This is a genomic window from Pseudoalteromonas fenneropenaei (assembly GCF_042643375.1).
Taxonomy (GTDB): Bacteria; Pseudomonadota; Gammaproteobacteria; order Enterobacterales; family Alteromonadaceae; genus Pseudoalteromonas; species Pseudoalteromonas fenneropenaei.
The window spans coordinates 45,701-61,961 of sequence record NZ_JBHRSD010000015.1; the positions used below are offsets into that span (position 1 = coordinate 45,701).

Consider the following 16,261-nt stretch of genomic DNA (forward strand, 5'->3'; position numbering starts at 1 on the left):
AAATTATGAAAGTACGTGCACAAATAGGCATGGTCTTAAACCTAGACAAATGTATCGGCTGCCATACCTGTTCTATTACCTGTAAGAACGTTTGGACAAGCCGCGAAGGGGTTGAATACGCGTGGTTTAATAACGTCGAAACCAAACCAGGGATCGGCTATCCGAAAGAATGGGAAAACCAAGAAAAATGGAACGGCGGCTGGAAACGCAATAGCAGCGGCAATTTAGAGCCTCGCCAAGGTAATAAACGTCGCTTGCTCGCAAACATCTTTGCAAACCCAGATCTGCCAGAAATTGACGATTACTACGAGCCATTTGATTTTGACTACCAACACTTGCACAACGCGCCAGACAGCAAGCACCAACCCGTTGCTCGCCCGCGCTCGTTGATCACAGGTCAACGTATGGAGAAAATCAATTGGGGTCCAAACTGGGAAGAAATTCTTGGGACTGAATTCTCTGAGCGTAAAAAAGATAAAAACTTTGACGACGTCGTCCAAAAAGACATTTACGGTCAATTTGAAAAGACCTTTATGATGTATTTACCTCGTCTTTGTGAGCACTGTATTAACCCAGCTTGCGTAGCAAGCTGCCCATCAGGTGCGATTTACAAGCGTGAGGAAGATGGCATCGTATTGATTGACCAAGACAAATGTCGCGGTTGGCGGATGTGTGTTTCTGGCTGTCCGTACAAAAAAATCTACTACAACTGGAAAACAGGCAAATCTGAAAAATGTATTTTCTGCTTCCCCCGTATTGAAGCAGGTCAGCCGACAGTATGTTCAGAAACGTGCGTGGGTCGTATTCGTTACTTAGGTGTACTTTTGTACGATGCAGACAAAGTCCAAGAAGTTGCGAGTGTGCCAAACGAGCAGGACTTGTACCCTGCACAACTGAGTATGTTCCTAGATCCGCATGATCCTAAGGTAATTGCAGCAGCGAAAGCAGAAGGTATTCCTGAAAGCTGGTTAGACGCAGCGCGTCATTCACCAGTCTATAAAATGGCAATGGATTGGAAAGTCGCATTACCGCTACACCCAGAATACAGAACATTACCTATGGTTTGGTACATTCCGCCGCTTTCACCTATTCAAACCGCGGTACAAGCAGGCCACGTAGGCATGGCTGGCGTGATCCCAGATCTTAAATCGCTGCGCATTCCACTGCGCTACCTAGCTAACCTGCTCACGGCAGGTGATGAAAAGCCGGTAGTAAGAGCGCTAGAGCGCATGATTGCAATGCGTGCCTTTAAGCGTGCCCAGCAAGTTGAAGGGCAAGAAGATTTGGAAGTGTTAAAACAAGTCGGACTTACCGCACACCAAGTTGAAGATATGTATCGCTATATGGCTATCGCGAATTACGAAGATCGTTTCGTCATTCCAACCAGTCACAAAGCGTATGCAGAAAATGCCTACGACATGAAGAGTGGCTGCGGCTTTAGCTTTGGCAACGGCTGTAGCGATGGCAACAACGGCGTAAGCTTGTTTGGTGGTAAAAAACAAACCGTTAAACAAATCATTCCTGTTGAGATTAAGGAGTAAATCGGATGCAAGTTCTCAGTGTACTATCTCATTTACTAGACTATCCAACGGCCGAGCTTGTTGCTGCAAAAGCGGACCTACAAGCGATTGTTGAACAAAGCGCATTAAGTGCTAACAAAAAGGCCACCTTGTCACGCTTTATTGATACTCAATGCAATAAAGACTTGATGGATTGGCAATCGGAATACGATGGTTTGTTCGAGCGTGGTCGCGCACTAGGACTTTGGTTATTTGAACACGTTCACGGCGAAAGCCGTGACCGTGGTCAAGCCATGGTTGACTTAATCGAGCAATACAAACAGGCCGGTCTTGAGCTCTCTCAGAATGAACTCCCTGACTACATTCCTCTGTTTCTAGAGTTTTTATCTACCCAAGGTGAAGACAATGCTAAACATTGGCTGGGTGAGGTGGAGCACATTTTAGCGTTATTACTGTGCCGCCTAGAAAAGCGCGAAAGCGACTATTCGGTAGTGTTTTCAGTATTGCTTGAGATTGCGGATAGTCAGGTTGACCTCGACGCACTGCGCACACAAATCAATGGTGAAAAACGTGACGACACAAAACAAGCCATTGACAAAGAATGGGAAGAGGAAGCGGTCACCTTTGGTGCGCCAGATGCTAATAGCTGCCCAAGCTCAGTCAATCGCCCAAGTGAATCGCAACGCAAAGATCAATACGTTCCAGTAACCTGGACTGACTTTAATCAGCAGGCCAGCTAAGGAGTACCTCATGACTTATTTAAATACATTATTGTTTGGGATTTACCCCTATATTGCACTGGCCATCTTTGTGATCGCGTCAATTATTCGCTATGACCGAGAGCAATACACGTGGAAAACAGGAAGTAGCCAATTACTTGAAAGTAAAGAGCTAAAACGTGGTAGTCGTGCGTTCCACATTGGCGTGATTATGGTGTTAATGGGTCACTTTGTCGGCCTGTTGACCCCTGCTGAGGTATGGCATCTAGTCGGCATTGAAGCTAGCCACAAACAGCTGATCGCAATGGGATTAGGTGGTGTGTTTGGCGTCATCTGCTTCTATGGTTTAACCATTTTGCTTAAACGTCGCCTGTTTAACCCACGCATTCGTGCAACCAGCAGCACGATGGATATCACCATATTGTTACTGCTTTACGTACAATTGATCTTAGGTTTACTGTCGATTTTTGTCTCAGCTGGTCATATGGATGGCGCTGAAATGCTAAAACTAATGAGCTGGGCGCAAAACATGGTGACATTTAATGGTACCGCAGCGGCTGCGGCGATTGCGGACGTGCATTGGATCTACAAACTACACGTATTTTTAGGTATGACGTTGTTTGTCGTATTCCCATTTAGCCGTCTGGTCCATATTGCTAGTGTTCCACTGCAATATTTAAGTCGCAACTACCAAGTTGTTCGCAGTAAATAATCCATCAAGCCCTGCTTTGCAGGGCTTAAGCTGAGGCACCTATGATCACCGTTAATCAATCTACCATCAGTGAAGCTCAGATATTACAAGAAATGCAGTATCATCCCGCAAAAGATCATCGCTCTGCGATGATCGATGCAGCTGAGAGTCTCATCATTGGGGAGTTGTTTAATCAACGCGCCCAAGAATTAGGACTTAGTCTGAGCGACACTGACATCACTTTGCAAAGCGAAGAGCAAAAACAAAACTCTCTGTTAAATCGGTTAATTGAAACCGAAGTTTCAATCCCTACCGCGTCAGACCAAGAATGTGAGCTGTATTATTCGCAAAACTTACACAAATTTTGCACTTCACCGCTTATCGCTGCAAGACACATATTGATCCCTGCCCCCGTCGAAGATGAAAGCGCACGCGCTAATGCTCTTGAAACCGCGGAATTAATATTAAACTCACTGAATCAAGGGGAGTCCTTTAGCGAGCTGGCGGCTCAGTACTCTAAATGTGACTCTGCCAAATTAGGTGGCCAGCTCGGTCAGCTGTCTAAAGGGCAAACCGTCGCAGAGTTTGAACGTCAGGTTTTTAGTGCAGCTGAAGGATTAATTCCACATGTAGTAGAAAGTCGTTTTGGATTCCATATTGTCTATGTGGACTTTAAACAACCCGGCAATCAGCTGCCTTTTAGTGCAGTTAAAACTCGGATCCAAGACTATTTAAATAAAAAAGTTGAGCGCAAAGCCATCGCTCAGTATATCGAGCAATTAATTGCCAATGCTGATATTGAAGGCTTTGATTTTAACGTTAGCAGTAGTCCACTTGTACAATAAATAGAGGTAACGAATATGGGATGTTGTGGTGCATGTGGCGGTCAAGATAAAGCACCGGCCAAAACACAAAATCAAGACAACGCGCAATCGTCTGCAAAACCAGATGCGCAGCCATTACCTGCTGTAAATCAATTTGTGCCCGAGCCAATTGAAAAGAAATAATAACCAACTTGAAGCGCTCTATTGTTACTGTCCCCAAAGCAATAGAGCGCTTTCTAACTAAAGATTACGATCCTTTCTGTGCTATTTCCGTTCATTTTCTTAAAGTTGGTTTGACCGGTCCTACTTACATCGAAGTATGCAATGGAACACAAGATTTCAAGCCAATCGAGTTTTTATCAATATAAATGTCTGTAATAAATTAAAAGCTGACTGTCACATATGAATAAAATTTGGCTTTTCTACGTCTTCTATTCGCTCTTACCCGTCATTCCAACCCAAATATACCCCACAATAGCCGCACTTTCGTACGGCTTTTATTTCGCTTATTGGCAACCCAGATTAATCTGCTTTAACAATAACGTTAAAATACTATCCCGCTTTAAACCTAATCCAATGTATGATTCATATAATGGACGCAAGATTTTAAGTTGTCGGTTTCTACCTTTTCTTCCTCTTCAGGGAGTTTAATTAACGGTAATTGCTCGTCTGCGGGGATATCTTCAATGCGGCGTAAGGTATTAACCTGAATATGTGGCCATTGGGTGGTGCCGCCGTCGGAGCCGAACATAAATTCAAAATCGACGATTTGCTCGTATTGTAATTGGTCAATGACTTTGGTTTTGCCGCTTTTATCGGTGACTTCGATTTCTTCTAACCACATACGGTGGCGCATGCGTGTAACACGGCAATAGCGCTCTATCATCACGTTATTGACGGTTGCACCTTGCAGTCCAGTGTCTTGGCGTGAGTCTAATTCAATCAAGTCAAAACGCTTAAAAGTTAAGCCTTTATTGGCGTCAATCAGCTTTAGATTCGGCTGCACTGTGTACGGAAACTTAGCACCGAATTTGTTGTAGTTAAAAATGCTTTCAAAGTATGCGCGGCCGCTGTTTAAACCGCCACCTTCTTGCTCTTCACGGGGTAATTTGGTCCATTTGGGTTTTTTACGCGAGCCCGCAATTAAGTCTTGCTGCGGGTTTATGCCCATCGTAGGAGAAACCGCTAAATATTGTTGCTCCCACAGATCAGCAATATGCGGGGCGGTGTCGAGTACGTTGTTTTGTGTCACTTTACCCATCAAATGTATGGTGGTGCCATGAGGTATTACCCCAGAGCGAGAGATGGAGTATGGCGGCACATATTGTGGCCCAAGCTCTTTTGGCCCTATGACTGGGTCACCGCCGTCTTTTTCAACCGATGCTTTACTTGAGGTGTGCTTAAACATGGTACGTGGGTTTTGATAAGGGCTGTCCGCGCGCCACGGCATGGTGTTATCACCTAGCCACAAATACATGCCGTTTTCAAAATGCTGTAAGTCGTCATTGTTATCAATAATGGCGGTTTCGTATTTTACGACACCATTAAATTGCTCGTTAGAACCTGCTCGGTTGCGCACGGGGGCATTCACTTGGGTGAATGTCAGCTGCTCGCGATACTCTTGAGATTTAAAATGAAAAACACCAAAAATGGTTTCAGACGATGTGCCGGGCGACGGCATACAAGTTGTGTGTAACCCTTTTGGGCCGTCTTTCCAATTAACCCAAGTGCCATTGAGTTTAGATAATAGGCCAAATTGTGGGCCGGTAGGTTGGTTTTTGCGCCACTCTGGGTAGGGCTTAACGGATGATTTTTGTGGTGCTTTGGCCATGTTGCTTTCCTTAATCTCAAACCTTTGGGTTTTGCTGCTCACGAGCGGCTTACCTGCTTTTACATACTGTATTACTTTGTCACTGAGCTGCGGATGACGGTTAGCGCAGCAAAGCACGGTAGTGTGGAATTTATTTAATATAGTTTAAGCATAAGAATTAGATAGAAAATGCAACATTTCAATTACATGACATTACACATGCTAGCGGGTTTTATGAATTGGAACTGCGGCGACGTTCTTTCGGATTGGGTTTTATAAATTAATTCAATGTGTTGGGTTTATTTCACCAAGCGTAAAAACTACATAACACAGTGCTGTAAATTAGAGATTTGCACTTATTCGGGCTTAAAGCATACAGATCAGGTGGTAAACGTCACCTGATCTGTATGTCTTTAAAACAGGCTCACGACTTTGCTTCACCAATTGGCAATACAGTACGGCCAAACTGCTCATTAAGAATAGTCGCCATAGCTAAGTAGATTGCAAGGCTTCCGACCGCAATACCTTCATAGGCGGCTATCAAACCAATTAGCTCATTGCCGGTGAAATCACGGATGGCCAACAACACAAACAACAGAGTTAAACTGGCAAAAATCAATTGCTTCACTTTGTTGTATTGCAGCGTGCCTAAAGTCATAAATAAGGTAAAAATACCCCACATCAGCAAGTAGCAGCCCATATATCCCATTGGTGTTGGCTCGGCAAGTCCCATTTTAGGCAGTATTAACGTCAGCACTAAACTCCACCAAAATAGCCCATAAGATAAGAACGCAGTCATGCCAAAGGTGTTGCCACGGCGGTATTCCATAATACCGGCAATAATTTGTGCAAGGCCGCCATAACATAGGCCCATGGCCAAAATCATGGCACTGATTGGGAAAAAACCGGCGTTATGAATATTTAATAAAACGGTAGTCATACCAAAACCCATTAATCCTAAGGGGGCTGGGTTGGCAAAAGCGGGATTCACAATAAAACTCCAAGATAAGACCCCAACTTCAGGGGCGCGGCATTGTAGAGCTGGCTAATGAGCACTGCAATAGTCAGCAAAATGCAATTTTTTCACCTTGTTGGGTACTGTGTAAAATGACAGCACTAGACTGTGCCGTCAAACGTGTTGCTATACACACGTAAATGCGGCTTAGGTTAGATTTACACTTTTAGGTATTACGTCTACTTAAGCGAAGAGATAACAGCGGCTGGCCGTATTAGCCAAAAGGGCATTGCGCCCTTTAATTAAACACCTGTTGTAAATGTGCTTTATATTTGCCCAGCAGCAGTTGCCTTTCTTCATCTGTTAAACGCTGCACACCATGGGCAATGAAAGGCGGTAAGGTTTCCCAACCCAAAAAGCCAAATACATCCTCGTACAAAGCGTTTATCTTACTTTGGTAGTAGTCTAAGTCTTCTTGGCTGTCAGCACCGCCAGTGGTGATAGAGTACATGACCTTTTTTGCCGGTAAGGTGTTTTCTTTACCGTAGGCAAAACCGGACGATAACACTCTGTCTATCCAACCTTTTAGGATGGCAGGAAAGGACCACCACCAGAGCGGAAACTGTAAGATCACGGCATCACACTCTACCAATTTACTCTGTTCTTCAACAATATCAGCACTAAAAGCAGCGTTATTGCTCGCCCATCTCTGAGCTGCCGCCAAAGCAAAATGCTCTTGCGGATAACCGTGCATATCTAAGGGGCCTGCAACAGGGTTAAAGCCAGCGTAGTATAAATTTGAAACGCTCACGCCAATCTTGTTTTGCGTTAGCATATCAACAGCGGTTTGGTGTAGAGCTGAATTAAACGAAAACGGCTCAGGATGAGCTAAAACTAAATGAATTTTCACAGCAATCCTTGTATTACCAATTAACTTTTCATGGCGCGATTTGGTCAAATATCTGCCAAAATCACACTCGCCTTTTTGCAACAACTTCTAGTTCAACATACCTTAAGTACCCATGCGGGTTGACTAAGTCAAATTCCACCACGGCCAAAAGGCTAATATGGATTAGTCTGCAAGCTGACAACCTCCAGCCTGATAACAACTTGGCTTACGTGGGCAACTGGCGCCACGGGTGCAAATCACCCTTACATCACTTTCCAACCCGCGTTCAATCCAGTGAATATTGAGAATTTTTGCCACGCTGCGTAACTGTTTTTGCAGCGCATACGGCACTTGGCTGCTACCACCGTGCAAAATACACAATTGTTGCAGCTCCCCAACTACCGTTTCAGCATCAAGTCCTTGCGCGCTAATTGCTGGGTTAAGGTCAATCCCCGCACAAAGTACGTGCGGTTGCTCGGCTAAGTCTTGAATTGCCACCGACTCGCAACAGTATAGATGGGGTTTGTTGTTGACATTTAAAACAGATAATTGTGCAGTGGGTGCACCATTACTGCTGGCAAACTTTCTAAATACCGCCCAGTGCTGACAAGGATCGGGCACTTCTCGCATATTGCCCCACGGCAGCGGAATACCATTACCACGATACACAGCTTTAAGTTTGCCCGGTTGGTAGGCATCAAAATAATGCCAATGCGGATAAGGCGACACCACGGTCATACGCCGCATTGCAACGGAAGCTGAAATGCCAAGCTGCTGATGTACATCAAGTTCATAGCCGTGGCGTTCTAACACTTGGCGATAAGGTACTTTTGGGCACAACAAGGCGCCAGCAAAAAAGCTTGATTCAAAGTCGCGCCAAGCATTTAAAATATCCTGCGCGTTTGGTTCTACAGGTTCTTCACGCTCGGCTTCCATACCAAGCCCGCCGGTAGTCAATACGCATTGCACACCGTCGCTATGATGTAGTACGCCATGGCCAATATGCACCGCTAAATCATACTTTAGCCGACTCGGGTTTAACTTAAGCAGTTTATTGACATACACAGTTGCTGGCGGCACAAAATAGGAAGTTACTACACTGCCAACCCGCAGCCGAGCATTGTCCAGTCCCAGCATATTCCGTTCGTCAAACCAACGCAGTTGAAACCCTTGTTTTTGCAGTAACGTAATTAAATCTTCAACCGACAAATAGAGGTTTTTGCCGCCGACTTCTTCCGCAGCACGCTCTAAATCAGGAAAATGGTTTTGATGATGTTCTTGGTGCGCCCTGATCAGCAAATGAGCAAATTGGCGACCACTGATCCCAGCTTGCGACAACATTTCTGGGATGGCGATTTGCAAAATATCTTTTGAAAATAAAAAGTTAGGTTCAAGTGCCATGCCATTTAGGCCGCCGGATGTGGTTTTACTTGGGGTGATCTCAACACTTGCTTGTTCGTTATCTAAAAACCACTCCACCGGCTTTTGAAATACCGTTGCCAAGTTTTCCAGCATATCTAAACTCGGGGTGCGCTTGCCCCGCTCAATCATCGAAAGATAAGACACCGAAGGCGCACTAGCGGCATCAACCCGAATACAACGAGCAGAGAGATCTTCCAAGGTCAAATGATTACGCTTACGTAAATTACGCACTTTGGTGCCAAGAAAGTGCGATTTACGCATTAGACTGGGTTCTTTTTTCATCTTTTCGCCGCACCATTAACACGAGTAAAAATTCGACAGATTTGTAAAATTTACACTGTAAAATTCTTTTTGTGAAATTATTTGCACATTTAAACTACAATGAAGTCATCAAATAAAATCTGCCAACGGGAAGACCATGATGACAACACCAGCGCACACTCAAACTCAAACGATTACCACACCGCAAATACCGCCATGTGCTCAATTACAATTGGCCAAACAATATCTTGATGAGCATTGCCCACTTGAATTTGGTTCGCACCAACAAGTGACTCATTACGTAGTGTACTACCGCCATTTGCTCGCTTTTTTTGCTGATGGCCAGCACTGTGGCTTAGCCAACAGCAGTCAATTTGTTGCGCTATGTGGCCACAAAGAAACGCCAGAAACGCTGTTACTAAAAAAAGCCGACGGTCTGCATATTGAACTTAGCATCAACCGCAAAGGGCAATTTGGTGAAACCGATTTAGCCCACCTAGACGATGTGCAAGTCGAAACGCCACTTTCCAGCGTAAATGGTGAAACTAAACAGCGTATTTGGCTAAGTTTTATTAGCGGCGCACAAACCTTACAACCGCGCTGCAACGACTGTAAATGTTTTACCGCCAAAGATGGTAGTGACTATGTGCTGTAAGGCCGCCAAATCAGTTTAAGCGAGGCAGTGCAACCCTCGCTTAAAACCCTGTGCAACTCTCTTCATTATTTGTGCAAAATATTTTGCCAAGCTAAAGGTACTCAGGTTAGTTTAGAACCACACGTTTTTAAACTGTAGAACTCTTTCTCCACTCGCCTTTGGCAAGGATCTTTATGACTACTTTGTTGACTTCCACCTCTTGCGTTGATTTTGCTGCGCTCAACGCCATTGCCCATATGCCAACGAAAAGCTTAGCGGCTTTGCTCGCTCGAGATTTTTCACAAAAACTGCAAGACGCAGACTTTATGCGCATCGCCGTGTTATTGGCGCAAAAAAGCTACGATGAGGGTGGCTGCCCAATTGGCGCGGTGATTGTCGATAACCATACAGGGCAAATCGTTGGCAAAGGCCACAACACCTTAGTGCAAGAAAGCCACCCGTATAATCACGGCGAAACCTCCGCCATTCGCGACGCGGGGCGTATTGATTTCAGTCAAACCACTTTATACACCAGCTTAAGCCCGTGCGATGTTTGTGCAACGCTACTCTATATGCGCGGTTTTAACCGTGTGGTAGTGGGCGATGTCACCAACGCCAGTGGTAATGAAGCGTTACTGCGCGAAAAAGGCATAACCGTAGACATCTTAGAAGATGCGATGGGCATTGCCTTATATGGACAATTTCGTAAAGAGAAGCCAGAGCAAGATTTAGAAGATTGGCGCGGCAAGGCAGCAGTTAGTTGTCAGCAATGTGGGGAATAATATTTAATGCAAAATCAATATGTTATTTCGACTGACAAATCCTTGCTTAATGTCACGGCCATTCACGACTTTCTCAGCAATCGTTCCTATTGGGCAAAAGGCCGCAGCCGTGCCACAGTACAAACCGCCATTGACCATTCTTTGTGTTTTGGACTATATCTAAATGGTGAACAGCTGGCGTTTACTCGAGTGGTAACTGATTGCGCGGTGTTTGCTTATTTGATGGATGTGGTGGTCTTTGAACCCTATCGCGGACAAGGCCTAGGTAAGTTGCTGTTGGCTGAGGTACTAGCACATCCACAATTACAAAGCGTAAATTGGCTATTACGAACACTCGATGCACAAAGTCTGTATGAGCACTTTGGTTTTAAGCCCGCCCCCACCGACATGGCCTATATGAGCAAAGCAGCGCTGGCTTAGGTGCTTATGGGGCTGAGGTGATGTGCGGTGTAAGTTTGCAAATTTAGGTTTAGGTATCAAGGGTCAAGCACACATTTTTCGCAGCCACTTTTATTTAGCTTCCGAGGTCATAATGACAACACCGAAAAAACAACCAAGAAAAGCAGGTACTGGCATTGGCGTAGGTATCGCCATTGGCGTAGCACTTGGGGCGGCATTTGGTGCCTCGTCGGGCAATATGGGAAAAAGTTTAGCCATGGGCGTAGCCCTCGGTCTCGCCATCGGCGCCATTATTGATATGCTAAGTGGGACTGGAACTCAGCATAAAGGCGCTCGTAAGAAATAAGTCGACTAATTACGCACCACTCCTATGAGTGCTGCATCTTCTTTTAAGCAGTGTTTACGTTGTGATTTTTCGCCGCATAACCGGCTCGTTTCGAGTCACTGCTGTAGGCTCTTGCGGCTTGAGTAGCTCCTTATTCATTGCGTCTTCAGCTACAATCTGTATATTGCCAGCCTTTTTCTTGTTAGCACTTGGTCATGAATTTTTGGTCGTATTTTAAAAACATCAATTGGATGCTGTGGTCGCTTATCTTGGGCATTGCGGCAGGGCTGTTACTGGGTGAACGAGTTGCGTTTTTGCAGCCCATAGGTAATGGCTTTGTAAAGCTCATGCAGATCACCATTTTTCCATATATTGTGGTGAGCCTTATCGTTGGTTTGGGCAAATTCAACCCTGAGCAAGTCAAAAGTGTGCTTGGCAAAGCTGCTTTAATGATGTTGCTGCTGTGGATACTCGGTCTAGTCGCGATTTGGTGTTTTACTTTGACCTTGCCACAGCACGACGCTGGGACATTCTTCTCACCGGCACTGATTGCTGAAGCCCCCAAAATCGACTTTATCAGCCAATATATTCCCGCCAATCCATTTGCCTCCATGGCTGAAGGCAACGTACCTGCGCTGGTGATTTTCTGCATTGCGTTGGGGATGTCGCTTATCTCCAATAAAAGTAAAAATACTCTGTTGGATGTATTAGATGTCGTCGGCCAAGGCTTGACTGTGATGTCAAAGAAAATCATAGCCCTCTTTCCGATTGGTATTTTTGCTATGACCGCGAGCACAGCTGGCACCATCAGCAACGAGCAATTGGCCAACCTGCAAGTATACTGGGTGATGGTGATTTACCTTGGGGTCTATATGATGTTGGTGCTGTTACCTATGTTAGTTGCCGCCGTTACCCCAGTAAAATATCGCGATTTTATTTGGGTAATGCGAAACGCGTGGATCACCGCCTTTAGTACTGGCAATGTGTTTATCGTGCTGCCCATTATCACCGAGGGAATAAAAGCGCATTTACGCAAAATAAAGCAAAGTGATGACACTTCGGATCATATTGCCGAGGTTTTGGTGCCAATTGCTTACACTTTTCCAAGTTTAGGTAAGCTGACTACTTTGTTGTTTGTCACCTTTGCCGCTTGGCTGACAGGCAATCCCATCAGTTTGGAACAAATCCCAAACATTACCTTAAGCGCTATGCTGAGCTATTTTGCTAACGTCCATATCGCTATCCCGTACTTGCTCGATACGCTTAAAATTCCCGCAGATAGCTATCAGTTGTATTTGTCGATGTCGGTGTTAAGCGCTAAAGTCGTCTCCCCCACTACCGTGGTGTATATCTTTGCTTTCGTGCTGATGACCATTTTTTATGTGCGCAAGCAACTCCACTTTAAACGTGTGCGCACGTTTTATTATCTGACCTTACTTAGTGCACTTTTACCCGCCTGTATGCTGGCAAGTTTTACCGCCAATCAGTTAGTGGCGCAAAATGCCCATAGTGCCGATGAAGTGATTGCCAATATGGTGGTTGCCGACAAAGTACCAGCCGAAGTCCTGAAATATGTCCCTCAGTCTTACCAAAGTGGCGAGTTGGCGTTAACCAATATTGATATCCTGCAAAAACGCGGCTTATTACGAGTTGGTTATCTGGTTGATAATGTGCCCTTTAGTTACTTTAATCAAAATGATGAGTTGGTTGGTTTTGATATTAGTATGGCGCACCGCTTAGCCGCCGATTTAGGCATCAAAGTCGAATTTATCCCTTTTCGTAAAAGCCAGTTAGCGGAATACCTCAATAAAGGCTACTTTGATATCGCCATGTCGGGATTGGAGATAAACGTTAAAGACCTCAGTAAAGTGCGCTTTACCCAAGCTGTAATGGAGCTGCAATTGGCGATCGTGGCAAAAGACCATGATTTAAAACGTTTTGCCACGAAGCAAACAGTATTGAATGCGCCCACGTTGAAGTTAGCGCATGTCGAATATGGCACGCTCTTGAGTAAAATCCACTCCAATTACCCCAATGTAAAACCTGTGGCGATTAGCAATATCAAACAGTATTTCAAGCAACCAGAGCGCTACGATGCATTAGTGGTAAGTGCAGAAGCCGGTTTTGCGTGGAGCATGTTTTATCCCGAATTTGGTGTGGTAGTGCCAAAAGGCGCTGAGTTGAAATACCCTATCGGTTTTGCCGTAGCCAAGCACAATCAAGATATGCTGCACTTTATTAATGCGTGGTTAGAAATCCAAAAAGCCAATGGCTATATCAGCCAAAATTATAACTACTGGATTTTAGGACAAAATAGCACAACCAAACTTAAGCGTTGGGCGCTCCTTGATGAAATAGCTTGGTAATAACCAAGGCACGCTAAAGCCTTTGACTCTATACCAAGGTTATGGATTTTAACGCCTTTGTACAGAATCAAAGGCTTGGAGTTAAACGATAGATCAGCACTGCGAAGCACAATGTAGTGTACGTTTAACCACCTCAAGTTGGAATTCACATCCACTTACAAATACTTCCAGGGCTTTTGTGGCTTATTACCAATGTTTATCGCTATAGTCCATGTTACAAAAAATCATCAGGAAGACTTATGGACTCCATGCTAGTTAAAGGACAGCGCGTAAAACTTTTTGCCTTGTTCGAATGCGCTCGATTTTTTAACAGTCGCCGCGGCATCACTGCGCTTATTACCTATTCGATAGTATGGGCATTCTTTAGCTACAAATTTGTGGCTAATGCCATCGAGGTGCTAAGCAACGAACAATTAAAAGAGTTTGTTGAAATAGCTTTCGGCTTTGTGGGAATGCAAAAAGTTCTGACATTGAGTGTCGCTGAGTTTTCAATTTTTTGGCCAATTACCATCGTCACTATGCCAGTGTTAGCTATTTTTGTTTCAAGTGACCAACTTTGTTCAGATATAGCTCGCGGCACCATACGTTTTCTCACATTACGGGCCAGCCGCAATGAAATCATGTTAGGTCGCTTCGTCGGACAGCTGTGTGTGTTAAGCGTGTTTATTGGCGTGACGTTAATTACCGTGATTGCTATCACTTTACTGCGCGATATTAGCCTTTGGTTTGAAGCACTTAAACTAGCAGGATATCTGTTCTTGCAGTTAATGATATTTTTGCTGCCCTTTGTCGCCATTATGACCTTGTTCAACAGTTATTTAAAATCGTCTAAACAAGCTACGATTCACTTCTTTTTGTTCTATATCTTGGTGTCGGTCGCATCTGGTGTGTTGGTTTATTATTTCGGCCAGCCTTTTGCTTATATCGAGTACTTACTGCCTGATGTCAATATAAAGTCCGCCGCAGCCCTTGAAGTAAGATGGATGATCTATGCTGTGCCAGTTGTGCAATCGCTATTCTATTTGACCGTAGCGAGCTTCATTTTCAATCGCAAGGAGGTGTAATAATGTTAATTCAAGCAACGCGGCTTAATAAGCACTTTGGTGCAAAGCATGTACTCAAAGACGTGAGTTTTGACATTGAAGCGGGCTCCCCCATCGCTTTAGTTGGACCAAATGGCGCTGGCAAAACTACCTTGTTCAGTATTTTGTGCGGATATTTGTCTGCAGACAGTGGCAGTCTGCATTTTGGTAATGATAAAGCCAGCACGGCTAAGCGATTGAAGAATTTAGCTGCTTTGCCACAAGACGCTCAGTTAGACCCAAGTTTTTCATTGTTTAAGCAATTTAGTTTTTATGGTCAGTTACAAGGCCTCACGGCACAAGCTGCACGACTTGAAGCCATGCGTGTGCTTGAATTGGTTAACTTACAAGACGTTAGCAAAGAATATCCACAGCACTTATCTCACGGGATGCGCAAACGAGCCTGTATTGCGCAAGCATTGATTGGTGATCCACAGCTTGTGTTGTTAGATGAAGCGACGGCAGGCTTAGATCCAAAACATGCCAAAGAGATCCGTGAGTTGGTGGCAAGTCTAAGCGATGACATCACATTTATTCTCAGCTCACACGATTTAAGTGAGTTAGAGCGCTTATGTCAGCGAGTCTATTATTTAGACCAAGGCGTCCTGAGCTTATACGACACCAAAGGCAACGCAGCAGACAGACAACACTACACCCTCAGATTAAAACAACGCGCTGTTAATTTTGAGTCACTATTACAACTGGCATTTCCTACCTGTCAGGTGACACAAACTCAAGACAGGGAATACACCATTGAAATTGGCAGCTCACACCAGCAATTTGATGTCGCGCTATTGATGTTTTTGTATCAGCACAACCTACCTTATCATCAATTAACGAATGGCATGACCTTAGAAAATCAATTGTTTAGCAACAAGTATGATTAACACGAATTGACTTGGAGATATCGCGCCTTCGCGGCTAAATCACCACCAAAAAATCGCGTGAGTGCAAAGAAAAATGCACCACGCGATTGAGCGTGAATACTGATAACCCATACAAAATAAATGCCTTAACCGCAGACAGTATCATCAGAGCGGTGCGAAACGTGTTGTGTACTTGGTTAATTGCCATATTCGCTCAACTGTACTAGCTCAACGACAATCGCTGACGCCAAACATGCTTAGTTGTTGTACGTCTTGATCCTTCCTCTAGCGGCAGTTTATCGCTCACCTAAGCTCTGAATACAGCACTAAATTTGCTTGTAATAGAGCAACAACCCTGCAACGCCCGCCAGTAACAGCTGCGACAGTAATAACTTGAGGTTAAACCCCAGTGATACGGTTTTATGTTTAAACCACGCGCGGCCAATATAAATACCAATATTTAGGCTCAATGCACCCCATAACAACAGTGTACGCTCGCTAATGCGATTGGCATTAGGCTGTGAGGCTCGACGTTTATCAAACCAAAATAACAAGAGCGTCAACACAGTCATCAAGAGCAGTAACAACACAATGTACTGATTAAGATAGGTGTTAAAATATAGGCCAATACCCCAAACCCACAAGGCCGCAACGCCTTGCAGCCCTTTAACCATTTTGACCAACCAAAAACGCTCTGTTGAATGTGCTATTGCCAA

The 16,261-nt window shown here is 44.6% G+C and carries 17 protein-coding genes; 12 read left to right on the forward strand and 5 right to left on the reverse strand.

The window, feature by feature from the left end:
- The first annotated feature begins 5 nt into the window (after window positions 1-5).
- The 5 genes from narH to ACFOEE_RS10005 are packed head-to-tail and all read left to right on the forward strand — an operon-like array spanning window position 6 to window position 3,937.
- Window positions 6-1,541: a nitrate reductase subunit beta gene (narH, locus tag ACFOEE_RS09985; protein ID WP_377098483.1), complete on the forward strand. Its 1,536-nt coding sequence runs from the start codon at window positions 6-8 to the stop codon at window positions 1,539-1,541.
- A 5-nt stretch (window positions 1,542-1,546) separates the two neighbouring features.
- Window positions 1,547-2,260 (forward strand): nitrate reductase molybdenum cofactor assembly chaperone, encoded by a 714-nt coding sequence (gene narJ, locus ACFOEE_RS09990; RefSeq protein WP_377098485.1) that lies wholly within the window; start codon window positions 1,547-1,549, stop codon window positions 2,258-2,260.
- Window positions 2,261-2,270: 10 nt separating this feature from the next.
- Window positions 2,271-2,951, forward strand: coding sequence for a respiratory nitrate reductase subunit gamma (gene narI, locus ACFOEE_RS09995; RefSeq protein ID WP_377098487.1), 681 nt, complete (start codon window positions 2,271-2,273; stop codon window positions 2,949-2,951).
- A 41-nt stretch (window positions 2,952-2,992) separates the two neighbouring features.
- The gene (locus ACFOEE_RS10000; RefSeq protein ID WP_377123754.1) at window positions 2,993-3,775 is read left to right on the forward strand and encodes a peptidylprolyl isomerase; all 783 of its coding nucleotides are present in this window, start codon (window positions 2,993-2,995) and stop codon (window positions 3,773-3,775) included.
- 15 nt (window positions 3,776-3,790) lie between these two features.
- Window positions 3,791-3,937, forward strand: coding sequence for a hypothetical protein (locus ACFOEE_RS10005; RefSeq protein ID WP_377123756.1), 147 nt, complete (start codon window positions 3,791-3,793; stop codon window positions 3,935-3,937).
- A 385-nt stretch (window positions 3,938-4,322) separates the two neighbouring features.
- On the opposite strand, the gene ACFOEE_RS10010 is transcribed toward ACFOEE_RS10005, so the two are convergent.
- The 4 genes from ACFOEE_RS10010 to ACFOEE_RS10025 all read right to left on the reverse strand — a co-directional run bounded on the left by ACFOEE_RS10010 (window position 4,323) and on the right by ACFOEE_RS10025 (window position 9,112).
- On the reverse strand, window positions 4,323-5,585 hold the full coding sequence (locus tag ACFOEE_RS10010) for a peroxidase, FMP-type (protein WP_377123758.1): 1,263 nt from the start codon (window positions 5,583-5,585) through the stop codon (window positions 4,323-4,325).
- Between the two features lie 403 nt (window positions 5,586-5,988).
- Window positions 5,989-6,555 (reverse strand): acetate uptake transporter, encoded by a 567-nt coding sequence (locus ACFOEE_RS10015; protein ID WP_377123760.1) that lies wholly within the window; start codon window positions 6,553-6,555, stop codon window positions 5,989-5,991.
- 262 nt (window positions 6,556-6,817) lie between these two features.
- Window positions 6,818-7,429 carry an NAD(P)H-dependent oxidoreductase gene (locus tag ACFOEE_RS10020; RefSeq protein WP_377123762.1) on the reverse strand — a complete coding sequence of 204 codons (612 nt, stop codon included), beginning with the start codon at window positions 7,427-7,429 and terminating at the stop codon, window positions 6,818-6,820.
- A 162-nt stretch (window positions 7,430-7,591) separates the two neighbouring features.
- Window positions 7,592-9,112 carry a DUF3612 domain-containing protein gene (locus tag ACFOEE_RS10025; protein ID WP_377123764.1) on the reverse strand — a complete coding sequence of 507 codons (1,521 nt, stop codon included), beginning with the start codon at window positions 9,110-9,112 and terminating at the stop codon, window positions 7,592-7,594.
- Between the two features lie 136 nt (window positions 9,113-9,248).
- On the opposite strand from ACFOEE_RS10025, the gene ACFOEE_RS10030 reads away from it, so the two are divergent.
- The 7 genes from ACFOEE_RS10030 to ACFOEE_RS10060 all read left to right on the forward strand — a co-directional run bounded on the left by ACFOEE_RS10030 (window position 9,249) and on the right by ACFOEE_RS10060 (window position 15,566).
- Window positions 9,249-9,746 carry a malate synthase gene (locus tag ACFOEE_RS10030; RefSeq protein ID WP_377123766.1) on the forward strand — a complete coding sequence of 166 codons (498 nt, stop codon included), beginning with the start codon at window positions 9,249-9,251 and terminating at the stop codon, window positions 9,744-9,746.
- A 173-nt stretch (window positions 9,747-9,919) separates the two neighbouring features.
- A complete protein-coding gene (locus tag ACFOEE_RS10035; RefSeq protein WP_377123768.1) occupies window positions 9,920-10,507 on the forward strand; it encodes a nucleoside deaminase in 588 nt (195 codons plus the stop codon).
- Between the two features lie 6 nt (window positions 10,508-10,513).
- Window positions 10,514-10,927: a GNAT family N-acetyltransferase gene (locus ACFOEE_RS10040; protein ID WP_377123770.1), complete on the forward strand. Its 414-nt coding sequence runs from the start codon at window positions 10,514-10,516 to the stop codon at window positions 10,925-10,927.
- A 112-nt stretch (window positions 10,928-11,039) separates the two neighbouring features.
- Complete coding sequence (locus ACFOEE_RS10045) at window positions 11,040-11,252, forward strand: hypothetical protein (protein WP_377123772.1); 213 nt, start codon at window positions 11,040-11,042, stop codon at window positions 11,250-11,252.
- A gap of 230 nt (window positions 11,253-11,482) precedes the next feature.
- Window positions 11,483-13,597: a cation:dicarboxylate symporter family transporter gene (locus ACFOEE_RS10050; protein ID WP_377123825.1), complete on the forward strand. Its 2,115-nt coding sequence runs from the start codon at window positions 11,483-11,485 to the stop codon at window positions 13,595-13,597.
- 239 nt (window positions 13,598-13,836) lie between these two features.
- Window positions 13,837-14,661: an ABC transporter permease subunit gene (locus ACFOEE_RS10055; protein ID WP_377123773.1), complete on the forward strand. Its 825-nt coding sequence runs from the start codon at window positions 13,837-13,839 to the stop codon at window positions 14,659-14,661.
- A gap of 2 nt (window positions 14,662-14,663) precedes the next feature.
- Window positions 14,664-15,566, forward strand: coding sequence for an ABC transporter ATP-binding protein (locus tag ACFOEE_RS10060; protein ID WP_377123775.1), 903 nt, complete (start codon window positions 14,664-14,666; stop codon window positions 15,564-15,566).
- A 305-nt stretch (window positions 15,567-15,871) separates the two neighbouring features.
- On the opposite strand, the gene ACFOEE_RS10065 is transcribed toward ACFOEE_RS10060, so the two are convergent.
- Window positions 15,872-16,261, reverse strand: coding sequence for a DUF1294 domain-containing protein (locus tag ACFOEE_RS10065; RefSeq protein WP_377123777.1), 390 nt, complete (start codon window positions 16,259-16,261; stop codon window positions 15,872-15,874).

Bases quoted from the DNA above. Each gene is read 5' to 3' on its own strand.
- narI (WP_377098487.1), top strand. From the start codon at position 2,271: ATGACTTATTTAAATACATTATTGTTTGGGATTTACCCCTATATTGCA.
- ACFOEE_RS10025 (WP_377123764.1), bottom strand. From the start codon at position 9,112: ATGAAAAAAGAACCCAGTCTAATGCGTAAATCGCACTTTCTTGGCACC.
- ACFOEE_RS10060 (WP_377123775.1), top strand. From the start codon at position 14,664: ATGTTAATTCAAGCAACGCGGCTTAATAAGCACTTTGGTGCAAAGCAT.
- narH (WP_377098483.1), top strand. From the start codon at position 6: ATGAAAGTACGTGCACAAATAGGCATGGTCTTAAACCTAGACAAATGT.
- ACFOEE_RS10045 (WP_377123772.1), top strand. From the start codon at position 11,040: ATGACAACACCGAAAAAACAACCAAGAAAAGCAGGTACTGGCATTGGC.
- narJ (WP_377098485.1), top strand. From the start codon at position 1,547: ATGCAAGTTCTCAGTGTACTATCTCATTTACTAGACTATCCAACGGCC.
- ACFOEE_RS10055 (WP_377123773.1), top strand. From the start codon at position 13,837: ATGGACTCCATGCTAGTTAAAGGACAGCGCGTAAAACTTTTTGCCTTG.
- ACFOEE_RS10050 (WP_377123825.1), top strand. From the start codon at position 11,483: ATGCTGTGGTCGCTTATCTTGGGCATTGCGGCAGGGCTGTTACTGGGT.
- ACFOEE_RS10035 (WP_377123768.1), top strand. From the start codon at position 9,920: ATGACTACTTTGTTGACTTCCACCTCTTGCGTTGATTTTGCTGCGCTC.
- ACFOEE_RS10040 (WP_377123770.1), top strand. From the start codon at position 10,514: ATGCAAAATCAATATGTTATTTCGACTGACAAATCCTTGCTTAATGTC.
- ACFOEE_RS10030 (WP_377123766.1), top strand. From the start codon at position 9,249: ATGATGACAACACCAGCGCACACTCAAACTCAAACGATTACCACACCG.
- ACFOEE_RS10000 (WP_377123754.1), top strand. From the start codon at position 2,993: ATGATCACCGTTAATCAATCTACCATCAGTGAAGCTCAGATATTACAA.
- ACFOEE_RS10005 (WP_377123756.1), top strand. From the start codon at position 3,791: ATGGGATGTTGTGGTGCATGTGGCGGTCAAGATAAAGCACCGGCCAAA.
- ACFOEE_RS10010 (WP_377123758.1), bottom strand. From the start codon at position 5,585: ATGGCCAAAGCACCACAAAAATCATCCGTTAAGCCCTACCCAGAGTGG.